The following is a 19,122-nucleotide window of genomic DNA, read 5'->3' as shown; positions in this document are numbered from 1 at the left end:
CGGGCTCCACACTTCAAAGGTTACAGTTATGATCATCGTTACCGGCGGCGCGGGCCTTATCGGCAGCAACATTGTTAAAGCTCTCAATGACAAAGGCATCACCGACATTCTGGTGGTGGATAACCTGAAAGATGGCACCAAGTTTGTCAATCTGGTGGATCTCAACATCGCCGACTACATGGATAAAGAAGACTTCCTTATTCAGATTATGGCAGGTGAAGAGTTCGGCGAAATCGATGCCATCTTCCATGAAGGTGCATGCTCCTCCACCACCGAGTGGGACGGCAAGTACATGATGGATAACAACTATCAGTACTCCAAAGAGCTTCTGCACTACTGCCTTGAGCGTGAAATTCCGTTCCTGTACGCCTCTTCTGCGGCGACCTACGGCGGGCGCACCTCAGACTTCATTGAATCCCGTGAATATGAGCAGCCGCTGAACGTTTACGGATATTCCAAATTCCTGTTCGACGAATATGTCCGTCAGGTATTGCCTGAAGCGAACTCCCAGATCGTGGGCTTCCGTTACTTTAACGTTTACGGGCCGCGCGAGAGTCACAAAGGCAGCATGGCAAGCGTGGCGTTTCACCTGAATACGCAGTTGAACAACGGCGAAAGTCCGAAACTGTTCGAAGGCAGTGATGGCTTCAAGCGTGACTTCGTCTATGTGGGCGACGTGGCAGCCGTCAACCTGTGGTTCCTGGAAAACGGCGTGTCCGGCATCTTTAACCTGGGTACAGGCCGTGCGGAATCCTTCCAGGCCGTGGCTGACGCCGCGCTGGCATACCATAAAAAAGGTAGCATTGAGTACATTACGTTCCCGGATAAACTGAAAGGCCGCTATCAGGCATTTACTCAGGCGGACCTGACGAACCTGCGCGCCGCGGGCTATGACAAGCCGTTCAAGACCGTTGCCGAAGGTGTGACGGAATACATGGCCTGGCTGAACCGCGACGCATAAGTATGAAAATTCTGGTGATCGGCCCGTCATGGGTGGGCGACATGATGATGTCGCAAAGTCTCTATCGCACGCTCAAGGCGCGCTATCCCCAGGCGATAATTGACGTGATGGCACCGGCATGGTGCCGTCCACTTTTATCGCGTATGCCGGAAGTAAACGAGGCGATCCCGATGCCGCTCGGCCACGGGGCGCTGGAAATTGGCGAACGCCGCAAACTCGGCCATAGTCTACGCGAAAAGCGCTACGACCGCGCGTACGTACTGCCCAACTCATTCAAATCTGCCTTGGTGCCTTTTTTTGCAGGCGTACCGCACCGCACCGGCTGGCGCGGCGAAATGCGCTACGGTTTGCTGAACGACGCGCGCGTGCTGGATAAAGACGCCTGGCCGCTGATGGTGGAGCGCTACGTGGCACTGGCCTACGATAAAGGCGTGATGCAGACAGCAAAAGACCTGCCGCAGCCGCTACTGTGGCCGCAATTACAGGTTAACGACGGCGAAAAATCTCATACCTGCAGTGCGTTCGGTATTTCATCCGAACGCCCAATGATCGGCTTCTGCCCGGGCGCCGAATTTGGCCCGGCAAAGCGCTGGCCGCATTATCACTACGCCGGGCTTGCCAAACAGCTGATTGACGAAGGTCATCAGGTTGTCCTGTTCGGGTCGATGAAAGATCGCCAGGTGGGCAACGAAATCCTTGCCGCGCTCAGTAGCGAACAACAAGCCTGGTGTCGTAACCTGGCCGGGGAAACCCAACTGGAGCAGGCGGTGATCCTGATTGCCGCCTGCAAAGCCGTGGTGACTAACGACTCCGGGCTGATGCACGTCGCTGCCGCGCTAAACCGTCCGCTGGTTGCGCTGTATGGCCCCAGCAGTCCGGATTTCACGCCGCCGCTGTCGCATATAGCGCGCGTCATTCGCCTGATTACCGGCTACCACAAGGTACGCAAAGGCGATGCGGCTGAAGGTTATCATCAGAGCCTGATCGACATAACACCAGAGCGGGTGCTCGAAGCGCTCAACGAGCTGCTGTTGAGCGAAGAAGGATAGCGGATGCGGGTACTGATCGTTAAAACCTCTTCAATGGGAGATGTACTGCACACGTTGCCGTCGCTAACGGACACCATGCAGACGATCCCCGACATTCGTTTTGACTGGGTGGTAGAAGAAGGTTTCGCGCAGATCCCCACCTGGCATCAAGCGGTCGACCGCGTGATCCCGGTGGCGATCCGTCGCTGGCGCAAAGCCTGGTTTTCCGCGCCCATCAAAGCCGAACGTAAAGCTTTCCGCGAAGCGGTGCAGGCCCAGCGTTATGACGCGATTATCGATGCCCAGGGGCTGGTTAAAAGTGCCGCATTGGTCACCCGTCTGGCCCATGGCATGAAGCACGGTATGGACTGGCAATCCGCCCGCGAGCCGCTGGCAAGCCTGTTTTATAACCGTCGCCACTCTATTGCTAAGCAGCAGCACGCCGTCGAGCGTACCCGCGAGCTGTTCGCCAAAAGCCTGGGTTATGCAAAACCGGATGCGCAGGGCGATTACGCTATTTCGCAACATTTTCTGCGCGATGCTGATAAGCGCGCTCAGCCATACATGGTATTCCTGCATGCCACAACGCGCGACGATAAGCACTGGCCGGAAACGCACTGGCGAAGCTTAATAGAACTAATGCAACCTACCGGTATCCATATTAAACTGCCATGGGGTGCTGAGCATGAGCGGCAGCGTGCAGAACGCCTGGCTGCAGGTTTTTCGCACGTCGAAGTCTTACCTAAACTCACGCTGGCGCACGTTGCGGCCGTACTGGCAGGGGCTGAGGCTATCGTTTCCGTTGATACGGGATTAAGCCACTTAGCCGCGGCGCTGGATCGGCCAAATATTACAATTTTTGGCCCAACCGACCCGGGGTTGATTGGGGGTTACGGTAAAAACCAGCATCAGATGGTCAGCCCCACGCAGCAAACGAGGGATATTAGCGCAGATGCAATTTTTTCATATTTACAGGATAGCTATCGGCTTCCCAACAGGGATATTTAACCCATGAGTTACGTATTTCTGCTGATTTTACTCTTTCCGGTGAAACTCATCCGGAAGCTGTTTCGAAAAGACACGGGAAAAAACCTGGTCATTCAGACGGCCAAAATCGGTGACTTTATCAATGCAACGCCTCTCCTGGCATACCTGCAAAAAAGTGATGTGCTGATCAGCCGCAGCGTAAACGCGCTGGCAAAGCATGATGACACTATCGAACAGATTTTTTTTATCGAGCAGCATAAGCGCAACCTGTGGCGTAAGCTCTGTTTTGCGTGCAGGATAATGAACCGTTACGACAATGTGTATCTGCTGCAGCCCAACAGCGTGAATCTCTTTTTTGCCGCCGTCTGCAATGCAAAAAACAAACAATTTTTAAGTACTTATACACGCAGATGGTACCACGGGATTTTCTATGCCACGGCGGATGGTAGCGTTGAGCACGGTAAGAGGACGCTGTCGGTCACGAACTATCTTAAGCTAGCAGATCGCGCGCTCACCTGGGAAGACTCGCCTAAGCACGCCACTAAGCCCCTTTTCAAACCGGCCATCTATCCGGAAATACTTGATAAACCGGGCGTGATCCGCATCGGCATCAGTATTGCCGCGGGCAACAAAGCGAAGACGATTCCACCCGCCATCTGGAAGCGTATTGCCGATCGTCTCGCCGACCTGCCCTGCGAGTTTTATGTTTTCGGTGCCCCTAATGAGCAGCCATGGATGGATGATATTACCCGCCTCTACGGCGAACTCACCAATTTCACCAATCTGATTGGTAAAATCTCGCTGGAAGAACTCCCGTGGGCAATTTCAAAGATGGATTGCTATATCGCATCTGACTCGGGAAATGTCTATGTCGCCGACGCAGTGGGTGTACCCGTCATATTGCTGTTTGGCCCATGCTGTCATGATGAACAGCGCCCGCTTGGCAAGCTGCTTCTGATTGGAAATGATGCAAACATAAGCTCTTATGTCTTTGAAACACGTTACTATTTCTCACAGGATCGAGAAGAACTCTTCGCTGTAACCGACGAATCACTACGGGAAATTAAACACTTTATTTGCGCATTACCCAAGGCTCAAGCTTCTCACCCTGATGCTTAAGGAAATAACATTTTATGGCTTTTCTCAGCATCATTATTGCCGCGCATAATGCGGAAGATACGCTTAACGCTACGCTCGAGAGTCTACAGGCCGCTATCGATAATGCGGGTAATGACGTAGAAGTGATTATTTTCAATGACAGTTCTGTGGACGCAACGCAGGATATTATTGAACGCTGGCTGCGCAAAAGTCCTTATACGATCGCCCGATACGTTGAGTTCCGAAATGTCGGTCATGTTCGTAATAGCGCTGTCTCGCTGGCATCGGGAGATTATATTACGATGCTGGACAGCGATGACCTGTTGAAACCAGGCAGTATCAGAGACGCGGTGGCGTTCCTTAAAACAGCACGTCCTGATATGCTGCTGACGCGTTTGCTGGAGATCCGCGATGTCAAAAAAATCACCGACGACTGGCGAGGATTCTCCCCGGTAACGTTATCGCAACACGATGCCATTAAACGATTTTTACGCCATAAGGATTTTCAGGCGCATCTCATTGGTCAGTTTATTCAGCGTCGGCTTTATGAGGACAACCCGATACCGTCGATGATCTGCTATGAGGATTTTGCCGTATTCCCGGCAATGCTTATGCAGTCGAGTAAAATATGCTACCAGCGTCAAGGTCATTATTATTACATCAAGCGTAGCGACAGTTTATCGAGCAGTCTTAACAGCAATAAGATTTCGACACTTATTAAATGTACATTATTGATGGAAAAGACTTTTCCACCACAGTTCAGGCATCTGGTAAATTGCCATTGGTTTGATATCTATAGCAACCATCGAAAACTACTTACTGAACATCAATCAACGATTGTTAAACAGCGGGTAAATACGCTCTATTCCCCGTCATTTTTCTTATCACGCGATATTCGTTTCAGCTATAAAAAAAGGGTTCTTGAGTCATTATGGAAAAAGTAAAGTTAAGGCTTTATCAGTTGACGCTCATACTGAGCCTTGTCTCGTTAGCGCTGGTATTAGTGAGTTCAGGTAAACAACGCGAATTTTTTTACATCGCTATTTATGCCAGTATTGTGGGTTTAGCCTTTGAGTATAAAAAGCTTACTCTGCGACCGTTTAGCATTGCCTATCCTGTGCTGCTTATAGGGTTGCTGAACCTGGTCTGGTATTTGGTCTATGAGCTTCACAGTGAAGGGCTTAATGCTTACAGTGATTATCTTGGCTCCAGTAAAAAATTAATACTGGCAAGCCTGTTGATTTTTTATCTGGACCGCTTCAAATTTTATGTGACCAAAGAAAATTTCCAGAAATATTTTTTAATAACCACGGCCGTGGGATTTGTGCTGGCGACGGGGTACGGAGTTTTCCAGGCAGTAGAGGGAATTGACCGCGTCGAGATGGCGATTAATCGTCCAACCATTGCGGCCTATGTCTATTCTGTTCTCTCGTTAGCATTGGTGTATAGCCTCTATCTGCAACGAAACGTGAAGCTATATGTCGTGGCAGGTCTCGTCGTCCTGCTGTCCTGGTTCATTATTCTGCTGACCGCAACGCGTGCCGCTATGGGGCTTTATCTCATTCTGGCGATTGTTCTGACGCTTTATCAGTTTAGAAAAATCCACCTTAAATCCTTGATGATATTCTTGTGCATTGTTGCGGGTATCATTATTGTTAGTTATAAGCCCTTAATTTCACCCAAAATTGAACAAACCCAGAGTGAAATAACAAAGTACCAGGAAGGGCATGATGCGACTTCTCTTGGCGCGCGTTTTTCTATGTGGAATGTAGGGATCGCCACCGGCCTCGCCCATCCTTTGGGTCAATCCATTGATAGCCGGGAAGCGTGGACAAAACAGTATGTCAAGGATGGTCATCCACATGTTGCTGCCGCAATCGGCTACCTGCGCATCCACCTGCATAATGAAATTATTGAGAAATACTCCTTACAGGGGATCCCTGGCCTGGCGGTGTTGCTTTATTTCTTCGTCTCAATAATAGTTTACGCCATGGCAAACAGAAATGGTCTGCTGTTAACCGCCATGCTGCTCTTGTTGCTTTACGGGCTGACCGACGTCATGCTTCTGAGCTCAGAGGCTTTAATTTTCTTCATGACGCTGTTTGCATTGAGCCCCCATTTTTCGCAAACCCGACGTCAATAATAAATTCTTCCGTCATGCGCTGAGGAGTCAGGATGAAACTCAGCGCTTAGGTGGGCAAATTGTTTTTGTACTGATAAAATTCCGCCAGCGTCATTCCAACCGTCTTATCTGATAACCAGGTAAAGAGCTGCTCCAAATCCTGATACAGGTTTTCTATTGCCGCATCGTCTTTAAACGTAGGGCTTCCACCCGGCATGAACTCAGAAGAGTGAAGCATAAATTCTACATAATCATTGCCCTGGGCCAGACATTGCTGCGCAACCTGAATCATCTGTGACGTATTCCCGCCAGACGGACGTAGCCAGTTGACGGAGGGAGAGCGATATTTGCCGCGCAGGCGATCGTAATTCTGCTTGACGGTGTTCAGCCAGGCCGGGTGTTTATACTGAATGCTCATCGGGACTTCAAGCAACGAGCTATTGCCCGGCCGGGAAATATCCTCTGCGTCCATGAAGTAAGCATGGTCGGGAAAATGCTGATAATTTGTTCCGCCATGGCCCTGCGGGGCGCCTTTCGCGTTGCGCCAGTTCACCCGTGGCGTAACGGAACAGTCGATCTGATAGCCCTGCTCAACCAGTAGCCTGGCATAGCGGCTATCAAACGCCCAGCGCCCGGCGCGGTGGCTGAGCATTTTGGTCTGGAAGGTCTCTTCCAGCAAGCGGGTCATGAATAACACTTTTTCACGCATCACCTCATCCGAAAACTCAATCAGATAAGGCTGCCAGCGCCAGTCATCGCCGGTAAGATCGTGCTCAGGGGGGCTATTCCATGCGTGCAGATGCATCCCCACTTCCCCCTGCCCCCGGGCGATGACATCCCTGGCGAACGCAATAAAAACCGGTTCGATTGCCATCTCATAGTTCGTCAACCAGACGGGCTTAAAACCAAAACGCTCGCAGAGCGCCTGAAACCGTGCCAGATAGCGCGCATTTTCCGTTTTAATTACCCGATGGTTTTGCCAGAGATTATCGCCCTCGGTATCGATCGTGATGATAAACGCTGGTTTTTTCATAATGAGTCCGTAAGGCAGGAGAGTTAGCGCTATGTTACGCACGCTCTAAAGCACGAGTAAACCCTTGTGGGGAAATTACTGGCATTATGGAGAAAGAGTGCAAGTCGCCAGCAGGTCTATTAGAATTGGCTACAGTACAACGCTGATAAGATGATGATGAATAACTTACCTGACACGCCTGATTTGCGCATTTTACTTATCAAACTACGCCATCATGGCGACATGTTACTCACCACACCCGTCATTGATTCGTTGCGCCAACAATGGCCCGCGGCACAGATCGATGTCCTGCTTTATGAAGAGACGCGCGACATGCTTGCGGCACATCCCGCAACAGGAACAATCTACGGTATCGACCGTAAGTGGAAACAGTTGGGTACGCTTAAGCACCTGCAAAAAGAGTGGCAGTTGCTCCGTGCAGTGAGAACTCAGCATTATCATCTGGTGATAAACCTTGCCGATCAGTGGCACAGCGCCCTCGTTACCCGTTTCACCGGCGCACCGGTTCGTCTCGGCTTCGCCTTTAATAAGCGCAAAAGCGCTTTCTGGCGGTTTTGCCATACCGATTTGGTTTCTGTAGAGAATCACAGTACGTTGCATACCGTTGAACAGAATCTCTCAATTCTGACGCCCTTGCCGGTTGCCCTCAAGCCCGCCGTTACCATGGCCTACACCACAAGCGACTGGCATTCTGCCCGTGAAAAGCTGACGCAAAAAGACGTAGGTGACCGTTTTATCGTCGTGCAGCCTACGTCACGCTGGTTTTTCAAATGCTGGGATGAGGGCAAAATGGCGCAAACCATTAGCGCACTTCAGGCAGAGGGCCATACTGTCGTCCTGACGGCCGGACCGGACAAAAAAGAGCTGGAGATGATCGACCGTATTCTCGCCTCCTCCCCCGCTACGGGCGTGGTGTCGTTGGCAGGACAATTAACTTTGCGCCAGCTGGCAGCCCTTATCGATCATGCGTCACTTTTTATTGGCGTTGATTCCGTTCCAATGCATATGGCCGCCGCGCTGCACACCCCCTGCATCGCCCTCTTTGGCCCGTCGAAACTGACATTCTGGTCTCCGTGGCAGGTTAACGGTGAAGTCATATGGGCGGGAGATTATGGCCCGTTACCCGATCCTGACGCCATAGATACCCACACGAATGCGCGCTACCTCGACGTCATTCCCGTGGATGCGGTCATCTTAGCAGCCAGGAGATATCTGTAATGAAACATGATCGTCTGGCCATCGTTCGCCAAAAGTATCGCCCTGATGGCGGGGCTGAGCGTTTCGTCTCCAGAGCACTCACCGCGCTGAGTAACCAAAATCTTGAACTCAACGTCATTACACGTGAGTGGCAAGGAGAGAAGCAGGACGACTGGCATATCCACATTTGTGACCCGCGTAAGTGGGGCCGCATTAGCCGGGAGCGCGGGTTTGCTCATGCCGCGCGTGCGCTGTGGCAGCAGCAACAATTTGATATTGTGCAGAGCCATGAGCGTATCCCGGGCTGCGACATCTATCGTGCAGGCGATGGGGTTCATCGCCGTTGGCTACTGCAACGTGCGCGTGTTTTGCCCGCCTGGCGAGCAAAAATGCTCATGCATGACCGCTATCATCGTTACGTGATGAGCGCCGAACGCGACATGTATCAGGCACCTGAGTTAAAAGCGGTGATTTGCAATGCGGAGATGATCAAGCGTGAAATCGTCGAAGACTTTGATATTGACGCAAAAAAGATACATGTGATTTATAATTCAATAGATTCCGGCCGCTTCGTTCCGGCAGAAGAGGCACAACGTGCCGCGCTGCGTCAACGCGCTGGCTTGCCAGCAGATGCCGTCGTGTTCTGTTTTGTCGGCTCAGGATTTGAAAGAAAGGGACTGGCTAGCGCCATTCGTGCTATTGCAGGAACAGCGGCGTGGCTGATCGTCGTTGGTCAGGATAAAGCAGAACAGCGCTACCGCGATCTCGCTCGCGCTTTAGGCTGTGAGGAACGGGTCCGCTTTATGGGTGTACAAAAAGAGACGCTGCCTTTTTATCAGCTATCTGATGGTTTGCTGCTGCCAACATTGTATGATCCCTTCCCGAACGTGATTCTTGAAGCGATGGCTTGCGGTTTGCCTGTTATCACCTCTCAGAGTTGCGGTGGAGCAGAATTTATTGAACAAGGTCAGAATGGCTTTTACTGTGACGCTCTTGATATCGACACATTGAAGGATGCAATCGCGGCCATCCCTTCACTAGAAAAAAATAACAAAATGGGCGTAGCTGCGCGTGAGCGCGTGAAAGAAGCAACCCCTGGAAAACTATCGAGTCAACTTATTTCGCTTTATCAAAAATTACTGGATTAATAATGCGTATCCTAATGATTATTGATGGTTTACCCGGTGGAGGCGCCGAGAAAACGGTACTCACCCTCTCCAGCGGATTGATAGAAATGGGGCATCAGGTCTCCCTTTTCTCCTTACGGAAGGTATGCGACTACGCCATCCCAGAAGGCATTGATTTTCAGGTTATTCAGGATACGTGTAAAAAGCCCTGGCGAAAACTCACTGAAATCCCACGCCGTGCGCAGCTGCTCGACAACGCCGTTGAACAGGCTGAGTGCAACGGAAAATTTGATGTGGTGTTCTCGCATCTGCATAAAACCGATCGCATTGTGGCACACAGCCGTGCTCTGGAGCGGGATAAGGTCTGGTTTTGCGTCCATGGCATGTTCTCATTCTCTTATCTTCGTCATCGCAGCGGGCTTTCGCGCTGGTTTAAACATTACAAAATTCGTCATACTTACGAAAACCGAAACGTTGTCGCCGTCTCCGCCGCCGTGCTTCGCGATCTCTCAGAAACGCTGACCATCAACCTTCGGCGCAAAGCGGTCATCCATAATCCTTTCGATATTCCCGAGATCCAGCGCCTGGCGGATGCACCCTTTGAAGTGCCGGTAAAAGATTACATTATTCACGTTGGCCGCTTTCATGAGCATAAACGTCATGACCGCCTCTTGCGCGCGTTCGCGTTGAGTAAGATAGACGCGACGCTTGTAATGATGGGCAATGGGTCTGACGCTAAAATTCAGGCACTCAAGCAGCTTGCCAGCAGCCTCGGGATTGAAAACAAGATTATTTTCCGTCCGTTCGAGCCCAATCCTTACCCCTGGATCAAAGCAGCCCGACTTTTAGTGCTGAGTTCCGACTGCGAAGGTTTTGGTAATGTGCTGGTTGAATCGATTATCTGCCAGACTCCCCCCGTCAGTACCAACTGTCCTGGTGGACCTTCAGAGATCCTCACGGGTACTTTAGCGCGTGGGCTGACGGAACTGAATGACGCGTCGCTGGCGAAAACGCTGGCGGATGTCTATGCCTCTCCGCCGGTTGTGGATCGCGAAACGATTGCATCGTTCGGTATCAACGCCATCTGCCAGCAATATATTGCTCTTGTAGACAATCCATAATTATCAGGTTTCATATGCAAAATTCAGCGCCATTATTAAGCGTGGTGGTTGCCGTTTATAACGGTGAAGCTTTCCTCGATCAGTTCTTTAGCTGCCTGGTTAATCAAAAAATCGACAGCATGGAAACGATTGTTGTTAACGACGGCTCCACCGATTCATCTATGCAAATTGTGGAAAAATGGCGTGAAAAACTGCCGCATCTGCAGGTTATTGAGCAGCAAAACCAGGGTGTCTCCATCGCGCGCAATAGTGGTCTGGCTGCCGCGACCGGGCACTATCTCTCTTTCCCGGATATTGATGATGTCTTTAAACCAGGCATGTACCAGCATCTTCTGGAGATGGCGGTCACGCAAGAGCTGGATGTGGCTACGTGTAACGGCAACTACGTCTGGGAAGACAACAAGAAACCCTCACGCCCCATCTTTCCTGAAGACAAACTGGCGTCAACGGGCGTAATGACTGGCCCTGCATGGCTAAAAATGGCGCTGGACTCTCGTAAGTTCCTGCACGTCACCTGGCTCAATATCTATCGCCACGACTTTATTCGTCAGAACGGTTTTCGTTTCGAGCCCGGCTTGCGCCATCAGGATATTCCGTGGACCACGGAAGTGTTACTCGCGGCCGCACGGGTTCAGTACACCAGTGAACGCTATTACGACTACTATATTCACTCGGCATCGGTCTCACATATGCCAGACAATGATGACACGCTGATTCGCTCGGCACGTCATTACATGAAAATTCTGCAGATGCTGGATGCCATCAATCAACGCTATCCGGAAAAGGTGAAAAATATCCCCGCCTGTCATTGGCAAATTGCCAAAGAGGGTCTCGGCATTATTCATACTTTTGACACCATGAAAGATAACCATAAAAAATCGATGATTATTAAGGAGTTTTTTGATACAGGCATTTGGATGCTGATCTGGAAAAATGCAAAAACTCTACGGCTGCGCTGGCGCCTTGGCCGTCGTTACTTCCGCCTGAAACGGTATCTGGCATAAGAGATAGCTTTACCTGGCGTAAATGCTTAGAATTTGCCCGCCGAAACTAAAAAAAACGGATAATCGCTTGGAATTGTTGTATACCGCCCTTCTCTACCTCATTCAGCCACTCGTGTGGCTGCGACTGTTGCTTCGTAGCCGTAAAGCGCCTGCGTATCGAAAACGCTGGTCTGAACGCTATGGCTACTGCCGCAATAAAGTCGCCCCGGACGGTATTTTGCTGCATTCCGTTTCTGTTGGTGAAACGCTGGCGGCCATTCCGCTGGTTCGCGCCCTCCGCCACCGTTATCCGTCGCTGCCGATTACCGTCACCACCATGACGCCGACCGGCTCTGAGCGCGCGTTATCCGCATTCGGCAAAGATGTGCATCACGTCTATCTGCCTTACGATCTCCCCTGCGCCATGAATCGCTTCCTGAATAGCGTTCGACCGAAGCTTGTGATCGTGATGGAAACCGAACTGTGGCCGAACATGATTTCCGCCCTGCATACCCGTAAAATTCCGCTGGTCATTGCTAACGCCCGCCTGTCCGAGCGCTCGGCAAAAGGCTACGGCAAGCTGGGGAATTTTATGCGACGCCTGCTCAGCAGAATTACGCTGATTGCGGCGCAGAACGAAGAAGATGCGGCGCGCTTTATCTCTCTGGGCCTCAAGCGCAACCAGCTTGCGGTTACCGGTAGTCTGAAGTTCGATATTTCCGTGACGCCTGAGCTCGCCGCCCGGGCGGTAACGCTGCGTCGCCAGTGGGCACCGCGTCGCCAGGTGTGGATTGCCACCAGCACCCATGACGGCGAAGAAGAGATTATTCTGCAGGCCCACCGCAAGCTACTGGAAAAATTCCCGGATTTACTGCTTATTCTGGTGCCTCGTCACCCTGAACGTTTTAAAGATGCCCGCGAAATGGTGCAGAAAGGCGGTTTTAGCTTCACCCTGCGTAGCAGCGGTGAGATCCCGTCAGGCAGCACCCAGGTGGTAATTGGCGATACGATGGGTGAGCTGATGCTGCTGTATGGAATTGCGGATCTCGCGTTCGTCGGCGGCAGCCTGGTGGAGCGTGGCGGCCATAACCCGCTGGAACCCGCAGCGCACGCAATTCCGGTGCTGATGGGGCCACACACGTTTAACTTCAAAGATATCTGCGCAAAATTGCAGCAAGCCGACGGCTTAATTACCGTAACCGATGCAGATTCGGTGGTTAAAGAGATCTCAACCCTTCTGACCGATGAAGATTATCGTCTCTGGTATGGTCGCCATGCCGTTGAAGTGCTGCATCAGAACCAGGGCGCATTGACCCGTCTGCTGGAACTTCTGCAACCCTATCTGCCTCAGCGGAGCCACTAATGTCAACGCGCCTGTCGGTGGTCTTGATCGCCAAAAACGCCGCCGACCTGCTTGCGGACTGCCTGGCTTCTGTTGCCTGGGCTGACGAAATTGTTCTCCTTGATTCAGGCAGCGAGGACAACACGGTAGACATTGCTCGTGCAGCAGGCGTTAACGTTTATATCGATACCGACTGGCAAGGTTACGGCATTCAGCGCCAGCGCGCGCAAGCCTATGCCACCGGTGATTACGTGCTAATGCTTGATACTGACGAGCGCATTACCCCGGAACTCCGGCAATCCATTCAGTCCGTACTTGCCGCGCCTCAGCCCGGCGCGGTCTACAGTATTGCGCGTCGTAACTACTTCCTCGGCCGTTTTATGCGCCACAGCGGTTGGTATCCTGACCGTGTTATGCGCCTTTATGAACGCGATCGCTATCAGTACAACGTCAATCTGGTGCATGAGTCACTGGCCTGCGATAGCGCTGCGGTGATCCCGTTGTCGGGCGATCTGCTTCACCTTACCTGCCGGGATTTCGCCAGCTTCCAGCGCAAACAGCTCAACTATGCCACCGCCTGGGCGCAGGAACGTCATCAGCGCGGCAAGAAGACAACGTTGGCCGGTATCTTCAGCCATACGCTGGGCGCGTTTTTGAAAACGCTGCTGTTGCGTGGAGGCGTGCTGGACGGTAAACAGGGTTGGCTACTCGCCGTGGTGAATGCCCAGTATACTTTCAACAAATACACTGAGCTGTGGGCGCTTTGCCGCGGCTACTCAGAGAAAACGTGAGCCATGAGCACAAAAGCGATTTATCCGGGTACCTTCGATCCCATCACTAATGGTCATCTTGATATCATCACCCGTGCCGCATGCATGTTCGATAAAGTAGTTCTGGCCATTGCCGCCAGCCCCAGCAAGCAGCCGATGTTTGATCTGCCCGAGCGCGTCCAGCTTGCGACAGACGCAATTTCACACCTGGCGAATGTTGAAGTGGTCGGGTTCAGCGACCTTATGGCTAACTTCGCCCGCGCCCAGCAGGCCAATATTTTGATCCGTGGCTTACGCGCGGTGGCAGACTTCGAATATGAGATGCAACTGGCGCACATGAATCGCCACCTGATGCCGGAGCTGGAGAGCGTGTTTCTGATGCCCTCCAAAGAGTGGTCGTTTATCTCTTCCACGCTGGTGAAGGAGGTGGCGCGTCATCACGGTGATGTGACGCATTTCCTGCCGGTGAACGTCCATCAGGCACTGTTGGCAAAGCTAAAGTAGCCATCTGATTGCCGGGCGGCGTTGCGCTTGCCCGGCTATAAGTGCATCACTTCTGGCACTGACGGCAGTAGAACGTGGCGCGCTGGGCGTGCTTCGTGGCTATGATCGGCGTTCCGCACACTCTGCACGGCTCGCCTTTACGTCCATACACCTGCAGTTGCTGAGCAAAATAGCCCGGCTTGCCGTCGCTCTGCAGGAAGTCCTTAAGCGTCGTCCCGCCCTGCTCAATCGAGCGTAGCAACACCGCTTTAATCACCCTGACCAGCAGTTCGCATTCCTGCGCCGACAGCGAAGAGGCCAGCCGATCGGGATGGATCCCGGCGGCAAACAGCGATTCGCTGGCGTAAATATTCCCCACGCCAACCACCAGCGTGTTATCCATCAGCCAGGGCTTAATCGGGGTTTTCTTTTTCGCACACTTCGCCTGCAGGTAGGCCGCATTAAACGCCTCTGAGAGCGGCTCAGGCCCCAGATGCGCCAGGACGCTATGTCCTTCAAGCTCTTTGGTCCACAGCCAGGCGCCAAAGCGCCGTGGGTCGGTGTAACGAAGCACTTTGCCGTTGCTCATCACCAGGTCTACGTGGTCGTGCTTTTCCGCCGGCAACTCTTGCGTGAGGATGCGCAGGCTTCCGGACATCCCCAGATGGATGATAATCCAGCCGTCGGGCAGCTCCAGCAACAGATACTTGGCGCGGCGCTGCACGCTCAGAATCGGTTTATCGCTTAATGCATGGATCTCATCGGAAACCGGCCAGCGGAGACGGCCGTTACGCACGATGGCATGAAGAATGGTCGCGCCGACCAGATGAGGCTCAATGCCGCGGCGGCTGGTCTCTACCTCAGGTAATTCAGGCATGGTTCCTCCGTTGAGATGCAGAATGCAAAAAACCCCGCTGTTGCGGGGTTTTTTAATACAAGGAAGCTAAAATTATTTGATTTTGGCTTCTTTGTACAGTACGTGCTGGCGTACAACTGGATCGAACTTTTTCAGTTCCAGTTTTTCCGGCTTAGTACGTTTGTTCTTCGTGGTGGTGTAGAAGTGACCTGTACCAGCAGAAGAAACCAGCTTGATTTTCTCACGAATACCTTTAGCCATGATTTATTTCCTCGTTAAGTACTTAGTACTTTTCGCCACGGGCACGCAGTTCGGACAGAACTGTATCAATGCCTTTCTTATCAATTACACGCATACCTTTAGCAGATACACGCAGGGTGACAAAACGCTTCTCGCTCTCAACCCAGAAACGGTGAGAGTGCAGGTTCGGCAGGAAACGGCGTTTAGTCGCGTTCAGTGCGTGGGAACGGTTGTTACCGGTCACCGGACGCTTGCCAGTTACTTGGCAGACTCGGGACATGTCTATTCTCCAAAAATCAAATTAGCTCGAGCTTCGTATGGGGTATCGGCGCCTCGTCAGGCTTTTTTACAGCCTGGTCATCGCGCAGTTCTATTGAACTCTCGATTGCCAGGCCCAAATGCCAAACCCGAGATTCTCAAAGGTGGCGTAGTATACGCTGACTCGGCGGTGTGCTCAAGTCCCGAACAGACAAAGATCCCAATGGATCGCGTGAAAGGGTCTAAATCCAACCATATTCTGCAAAAGAAACGTACTCTCCGCGGCCAATTATCAAATGGTCCAGCACTCGAATGTCCATGAATTGACAGCATTTGATGATACGCTCGGTGATTACTTTGTCAGCTTTACTCGGTTGTGCGCAGCCAGACGGATGATTATGCGCGAGGATCACGCCAGCTGCATTGACTTTTATCGCTTCCCGCACGATTTCACGCGGATGCACCTCTACATGGCTCAATGTCCCCGAAAAAAGCTGGCTGTGTTTCAGTATTCGGTTTTGGGCATCAAGAAAGATCACCATAAAGATCTCGCGTTCGGCATCAGCCAGTTGGCTTTGCAGGAATTCACGCGCGCCATCTGGTGTCAGTACCGGGTCTTTTTCCTTCAGGCGAACATTGTAAAAACGACGAGCAAGTTCGGCAATCCCCCGCAATTGCGCATATTTCGCGACACCAATTCCCTCGACGTGCCTGAACGCCTCCAGTTCAGCCGTCAGCAACCCGTGCAGTGAACCGAAATGTTCAATTAACTCTTTCGCCAGCGTAAATACCGTCTTGCCCTTAGTTCCGGTGCGCAAAAAGAGCGCCAGTAGTTCATCATCTTTTAAAAACGTGATGCCATAACGCAGCAATTTTTCACGGGGTAACAACAGTTCATTCTCTTCCATGCCCTGCCTCCTTCTGTTTGCCCTTATGCTGCCACAGGCGCATCCGGTGCTCGACGCTGATTTTTCGAACTTGCGTAACGCCTCGCAAAGTAGACGAAGGACAAAATGCACCCGTTTTTACGATTGTGATAAAATGCCCGCTCTCTGGTGAAACCCAACAGGAAAGAAACATGATGAGCCTGGCCGGTAAAAAAATCGTTCTTGGCGTGAGCGGCGGTATAGCTGCCTATAAGACGCCGGAGCTGGTGCGTCGTCTGCGCGAGCGCGGGGCCGACGTGCGGGTAGCGATAACCGAAGGCGGCAAAGCTTTTATCACGCCTCTGAGCCTGCAGGCCGTCTCCGGTTATCCGGTATCAGACAGTCTGCTTGACCCTGCAGCAGAAGCCGCCATGGGCCATATTGAGCTAGGGAAATGGGCAGACCTGGTTATCCTTGCCCCTGCTACGGCAGATTTAATTGCTCGCGTGGCGGCAGGCATGGCAAACGATCTGGTCTCCACCCTTTGTCTCGCTACACCGGCCCCCGTTGCCGTTGTGCCCGCCATGAATCAGCAGATGTACCGTAACGCCGCAACCCAACATAATTTAGGCACGTTGACCTCGCGCGGCCTGCTGGTTTGGGGGCCGGACAGCGGCAGCCAGGCCTGTGGAGACGTTGGCCCGGGCCGTATGCTGGACCCGTTGGCTATCGTCGATATGGCGGCTGCGCATTTCACACCTGTCTTCGATCTGCAACATCTCAACATCCTGATTACCGCGGGCCCAACGCGCGAGCCACTTGATCCTGTACGTTATATTTCCAATCATAGCTCCGGAAAAATGGGTTTTGCCATTGCGGCCGCAGCGGCGAAACGTGGCGCTAACGTCACGCTGGTGAGCGGTCCGGTCTCGTTGTCTACGCCGGCGAATGTTCAGCGCATTAATGTCACCACCGCACTGGAAATGGAAACCGCCGTACAGGCTCACGCGCAACATCAGCAAATTTTTATCGGCTGTGCGGCTGTCGCAGATTATCGCGCCGAAACCATTGCCGAGGCTAAAATTAAAAAGCAAGGTGATGAATTAACAATAAAAATGGTAAAAAACCCGGATGTTGTTGCTGGCGTCGCCGCACTAAAAAGTCACCGTCCTTACGTCGTTGGGTTTGCTGCAGAAACGAATAATGTGGAAGAATACGCCCGTCAAAAACGTACCCGCAAAAACCTCGATTTAATTTGCGCGAATGACGTATCGCTGGCCACACAAGGATTTAACAGCGACAGCAACGCACTGCACCTTTTCTGGCAGGATGGAGATAAAATCTTACCGCTTGAGCGTAAGGAACTCCTGGGCCAACAATTACTGGACGAGATCGTTACCCGTTATGATGAAAAAAATCGACGTTAAGATACTGGACCCGCGTGTTGGTGAGCAATTCCCGCTGCCAACCTATGCCACCTCCGGCTCTGCCGGTCTTGACCTGCGTGCCTGTCTCGATGACGCCGTAGAACTGGCGCCGGGTAAAACCACACTTATCCCGACCGGTCTGGCTATTCATATTGCTGACCCGTCTCTGGCAGCGGTGATCCTGCCACGTTCTGGCCTGGGCCATAAGCATGGCGTCGTACTGGGTAACCTGGTGGGCCTTATCGATTCTGACTATCAGGGTCAGTTGATGGTGTCCGTCTGGAACCGCGGTCAGGACAGCTTTACCATTGAACCAGGCGAGCGTATCGCGCAGATGGTCTTTGTACCGGTGGTGCAGGCAGAATTTAACCTGGTGGCAGACTTTGATGCCACCGACCGTGGCGAAGGCGGTTTCGGCCATTCCGGGCGCAAATAATCGCCCGGCAGACACGCATCCCACAGCGTCATAATGTAATAACAAACCGCAAACGCTCGTTTGCGGTCGTGGTGTGGATGCCAGCCTGACAGTGCTTATTTTCAGGGGTATTTTGTAACATGGCAGAAAAACAAACCGCGAAAAGGAATCGTCGCGAAGAAATACTTCAATCTCTGGCTCTGATGCTTGAATCCAGCGATGGCAGTCAACGCATCACTACCGCTAAACTGGCCGCCTCTGTAGGTGTATCAGAAGCGGCGCTGTATCGTCATTTCCCAAGTAAAACCCGGATGTTTGACAGCCTGATCGAGTTTATTGAGGATAGCTTGATCACACGCATCAACCTGATTCTGAAAGACGAAAAAGACACCACCGCGCGTCTGCGTCTGATTGTGCAGTTGATTCTGGGCTTTGGTGAACGTAATCCTGGGCTAACCCGTATTCTAACCGGTCACGCGCTGATGTTCGAACAGGACAGATTACAGGGGCGTATTAACCAGCTTTTTGAGCGCATTGAAGCCCAGCTGCGGCAGGTGCTGCGCGAAAAGAAAATGCGTGAAGGCGAAGGTTACACTACCGATGAAACGCTGCTGGCAAGCCAAATTCTGGCGTTTTGTGAAGGGATGCTTTCCCGCTTTGTGCGTAGCGAATTTAAATACCGTCCAACGGAAGATTTTGAAGCCCGCTGGCCACTAGTGGCCGCCCAGTTGCAGTAACGTTGTTGCCGGTTGGTTACCTAATCCGGCCCAGGTAACCAACCGGCCCGGTAAACGTAGCGCCACCGGGC

The 19,122-nt window shown here is 52.2% G+C and carries 21 protein-coding genes; 16 read left to right on the top strand and 5 right to left on the bottom strand.

Going from position 1 to position 19,122, the window contains the following annotated elements; all coding sequences use genetic code 11:
* Positions 1-28: 28 nt before the first annotated feature.
* From rfaD to NL510_RS01095, 6 genes are read left to right on the top strand one after another with little or no spacing between them, the layout of a single operon-like run.
* Positions 29-961 carry an ADP-glyceromanno-heptose 6-epimerase gene (gene rfaD / locus NL510_RS01120; protein WP_253380907.1) on the top strand — a complete coding sequence of 311 codons (933 nt, stop codon included), beginning with the start codon at positions 29-31 and terminating at the stop codon, positions 959-961.
* A gap of 2 nt (positions 962-963) precedes the next feature.
* Positions 964-2,010: an ADP-heptose--LPS heptosyltransferase RfaF gene (gene rfaF, locus NL510_RS01115; protein ID WP_253380905.1), complete on the top strand. Its 1,047-nt coding sequence runs from the start codon at positions 964-966 to the stop codon at positions 2,008-2,010.
* Positions 2,011-2,013: 3 nt separating this feature from the next.
* Positions 2,014-2,997, top strand: coding sequence for a lipopolysaccharide heptosyltransferase RfaC (gene rfaC / locus NL510_RS01110; protein WP_253380903.1), 984 nt, complete (start codon positions 2,014-2,016; stop codon positions 2,995-2,997).
* Positions 2,998-3,000: 3 nt separating this feature from the next.
* Entirely contained in the window at positions 3,001-4,095 is a 1,095-nt protein-coding gene (locus NL510_RS01105; protein ID WP_253380902.1) for a glycosyltransferase family 9 protein, read from the top strand.
* Positions 4,096-4,109: 14 nt separating this feature from the next.
* Entirely contained in the window at positions 4,110-5,018 is a 909-nt protein-coding gene (locus NL510_RS01100; RefSeq protein ID WP_253380900.1) for a glycosyltransferase family 2 protein, read from the top strand.
* On the top strand, positions 5,006-6,217 hold the full coding sequence (locus NL510_RS01095) for an O-antigen ligase family protein (RefSeq protein WP_253380898.1): 1,212 nt from the start codon (positions 5,006-5,008) through the stop codon (positions 6,215-6,217). Before NL510_RS01100 ends, NL510_RS01095 begins: the two co-directional genes overlap by 13 nt.
* A gap of 46 nt (positions 6,218-6,263) precedes the next feature.
* Here the strand turns inward: NL510_RS01095 and NL510_RS01090 are convergent, their stop codons facing one another.
* Positions 6,264-7,229, bottom strand: a complete 966-nt coding sequence (locus NL510_RS01090; RefSeq protein ID WP_253380896.1) for a polysaccharide deacetylase family protein — start codon at positions 7,227-7,229, stop codon at positions 6,264-6,266.
* A gap of 150 nt (positions 7,230-7,379) precedes the next feature.
* Between NL510_RS01090 and rfaQ the strand changes: the two genes are divergently transcribed.
* The 7 genes from rfaQ (at position 7,380) to coaD (ending at position 14,273) form a co-directional block, all read left to right on the top strand.
* Positions 7,380-8,447 (top strand): putative lipopolysaccharide heptosyltransferase III, encoded by a 1,068-nt coding sequence (gene rfaQ, locus NL510_RS01085; protein WP_253380895.1) that lies wholly within the window; start codon positions 7,380-7,382, stop codon positions 8,445-8,447.
* Positions 8,447-9,574: a glycosyltransferase family 4 protein gene (locus NL510_RS01080; RefSeq protein ID WP_253380893.1), complete on the top strand. Its 1,128-nt coding sequence runs from the start codon at positions 8,447-8,449 to the stop codon at positions 9,572-9,574. The genes rfaQ and NL510_RS01080 overlap by 1 nt, the downstream gene beginning before the upstream one ends.
* Positions 9,575-9,576: 2 nt before the next feature.
* Positions 9,577-10,674, top strand: coding sequence for a glycosyltransferase (locus NL510_RS01075; protein ID WP_253380891.1), 1,098 nt, complete (start codon positions 9,577-9,579; stop codon positions 10,672-10,674).
* 14 nt (positions 10,675-10,688) lie between these two features.
* Positions 10,689-11,678: a glycosyltransferase gene (locus tag NL510_RS01070; RefSeq protein ID WP_253380889.1), complete on the top strand. Its 990-nt coding sequence runs from the start codon at positions 10,689-10,691 to the stop codon at positions 11,676-11,678.
* A gap of 67 nt (positions 11,679-11,745) precedes the next feature.
* Positions 11,746-13,020, top strand: coding sequence for a lipid IV(A) 3-deoxy-D-manno-octulosonic acid transferase (waaA, locus tag NL510_RS01065; protein WP_253380887.1), 1,275 nt, complete (start codon positions 11,746-11,748; stop codon positions 13,018-13,020).
* Positions 13,020-13,790: a glycosyltransferase family 2 protein gene (locus NL510_RS01060; protein ID WP_253380885.1), complete on the top strand. Its 771-nt coding sequence runs from the start codon at positions 13,020-13,022 to the stop codon at positions 13,788-13,790. Before waaA ends, NL510_RS01060 begins: the two co-directional genes overlap by 1 nt.
* Before the next feature lie 3 nt (positions 13,791-13,793).
* Positions 13,794-14,273 carry a pantetheine-phosphate adenylyltransferase gene (coaD, locus tag NL510_RS01055; protein ID WP_253380883.1) on the top strand — a complete coding sequence of 160 codons (480 nt, stop codon included), beginning with the start codon at positions 13,794-13,796 and terminating at the stop codon, positions 14,271-14,273.
* A gap of 46 nt (positions 14,274-14,319) precedes the next feature.
* Here coaD and mutM read toward each other — a convergent pair whose 3' ends face one another.
* The 4 genes from mutM to radC form a co-directional block, all read right to left on the bottom strand.
* Positions 14,320-15,129, bottom strand: a complete 810-nt coding sequence (gene mutM / locus NL510_RS01050) for a bifunctional DNA-formamidopyrimidine glycosylase/DNA-(apurinic or apyrimidinic site) lyase (protein WP_253380881.1) — start codon at positions 15,127-15,129, stop codon at positions 14,320-14,322.
* 72 nt (positions 15,130-15,201) lie between these two features.
* Positions 15,202-15,369 (bottom strand): 50S ribosomal protein L33, encoded by a 168-nt coding sequence (gene rpmG / locus NL510_RS01045; RefSeq protein ID WP_003024094.1) that lies wholly within the window; start codon positions 15,367-15,369, stop codon positions 15,202-15,204.
* Between the two features lie 22 nt (positions 15,370-15,391).
* Positions 15,392-15,628, bottom strand: coding sequence for a 50S ribosomal protein L28 (rpmB, locus tag NL510_RS01040; RefSeq protein WP_002436699.1), 237 nt, complete (start codon positions 15,626-15,628; stop codon positions 15,392-15,394).
* A gap of 220 nt (positions 15,629-15,848) precedes the next feature.
* Entirely contained in the window at positions 15,849-16,514 is a 666-nt protein-coding gene (radC, locus tag NL510_RS01035) for a RadC family protein (RefSeq protein WP_253380879.1), read from the bottom strand.
* 173 nt (positions 16,515-16,687) lie between these two features.
* Between radC and coaBC the strand changes: the two genes are divergently transcribed.
* The 3 genes from coaBC (at position 16,688) to slmA (ending at position 19,051) form a co-directional block, all read left to right on the top strand.
* On the top strand, positions 16,688-17,899 hold the full coding sequence (gene coaBC, locus NL510_RS01030) for a bifunctional phosphopantothenoylcysteine decarboxylase/phosphopantothenate--cysteine ligase CoaBC (protein WP_253384698.1): 1,212 nt from the start codon (positions 16,688-16,690) through the stop codon (positions 17,897-17,899).
* Positions 17,877-18,335, top strand: a complete 459-nt coding sequence (gene dut, locus NL510_RS01025; RefSeq protein ID WP_253380877.1) for a dUTP diphosphatase — start codon at positions 17,877-17,879, stop codon at positions 18,333-18,335. Before coaBC ends, dut begins: the two co-directional genes overlap by 23 nt.
* Positions 18,336-18,454: 119 nt before the next feature.
* The gene (gene slmA, locus NL510_RS01020) at positions 18,455-19,051 is read left to right on the top strand and encodes a nucleoid occlusion factor SlmA (protein ID WP_253380875.1); all 597 of its coding nucleotides are present in this window, start codon (positions 18,455-18,457) and stop codon (positions 19,049-19,051) included.
* Positions 19,052-19,122: the final 71 nt, after the last annotated feature.

The organism is unidentified bacterial endosymbiont (genome assembly GCF_918797525.1).
Taxonomy (GTDB): Bacteria; Pseudomonadota; Gammaproteobacteria; order Enterobacterales; family Enterobacteriaceae; genus Enterobacter.
Note: the sequence above shows the minus strand (reverse complement) of the source record. Positions and strands in the feature narration are given on the sequence as shown.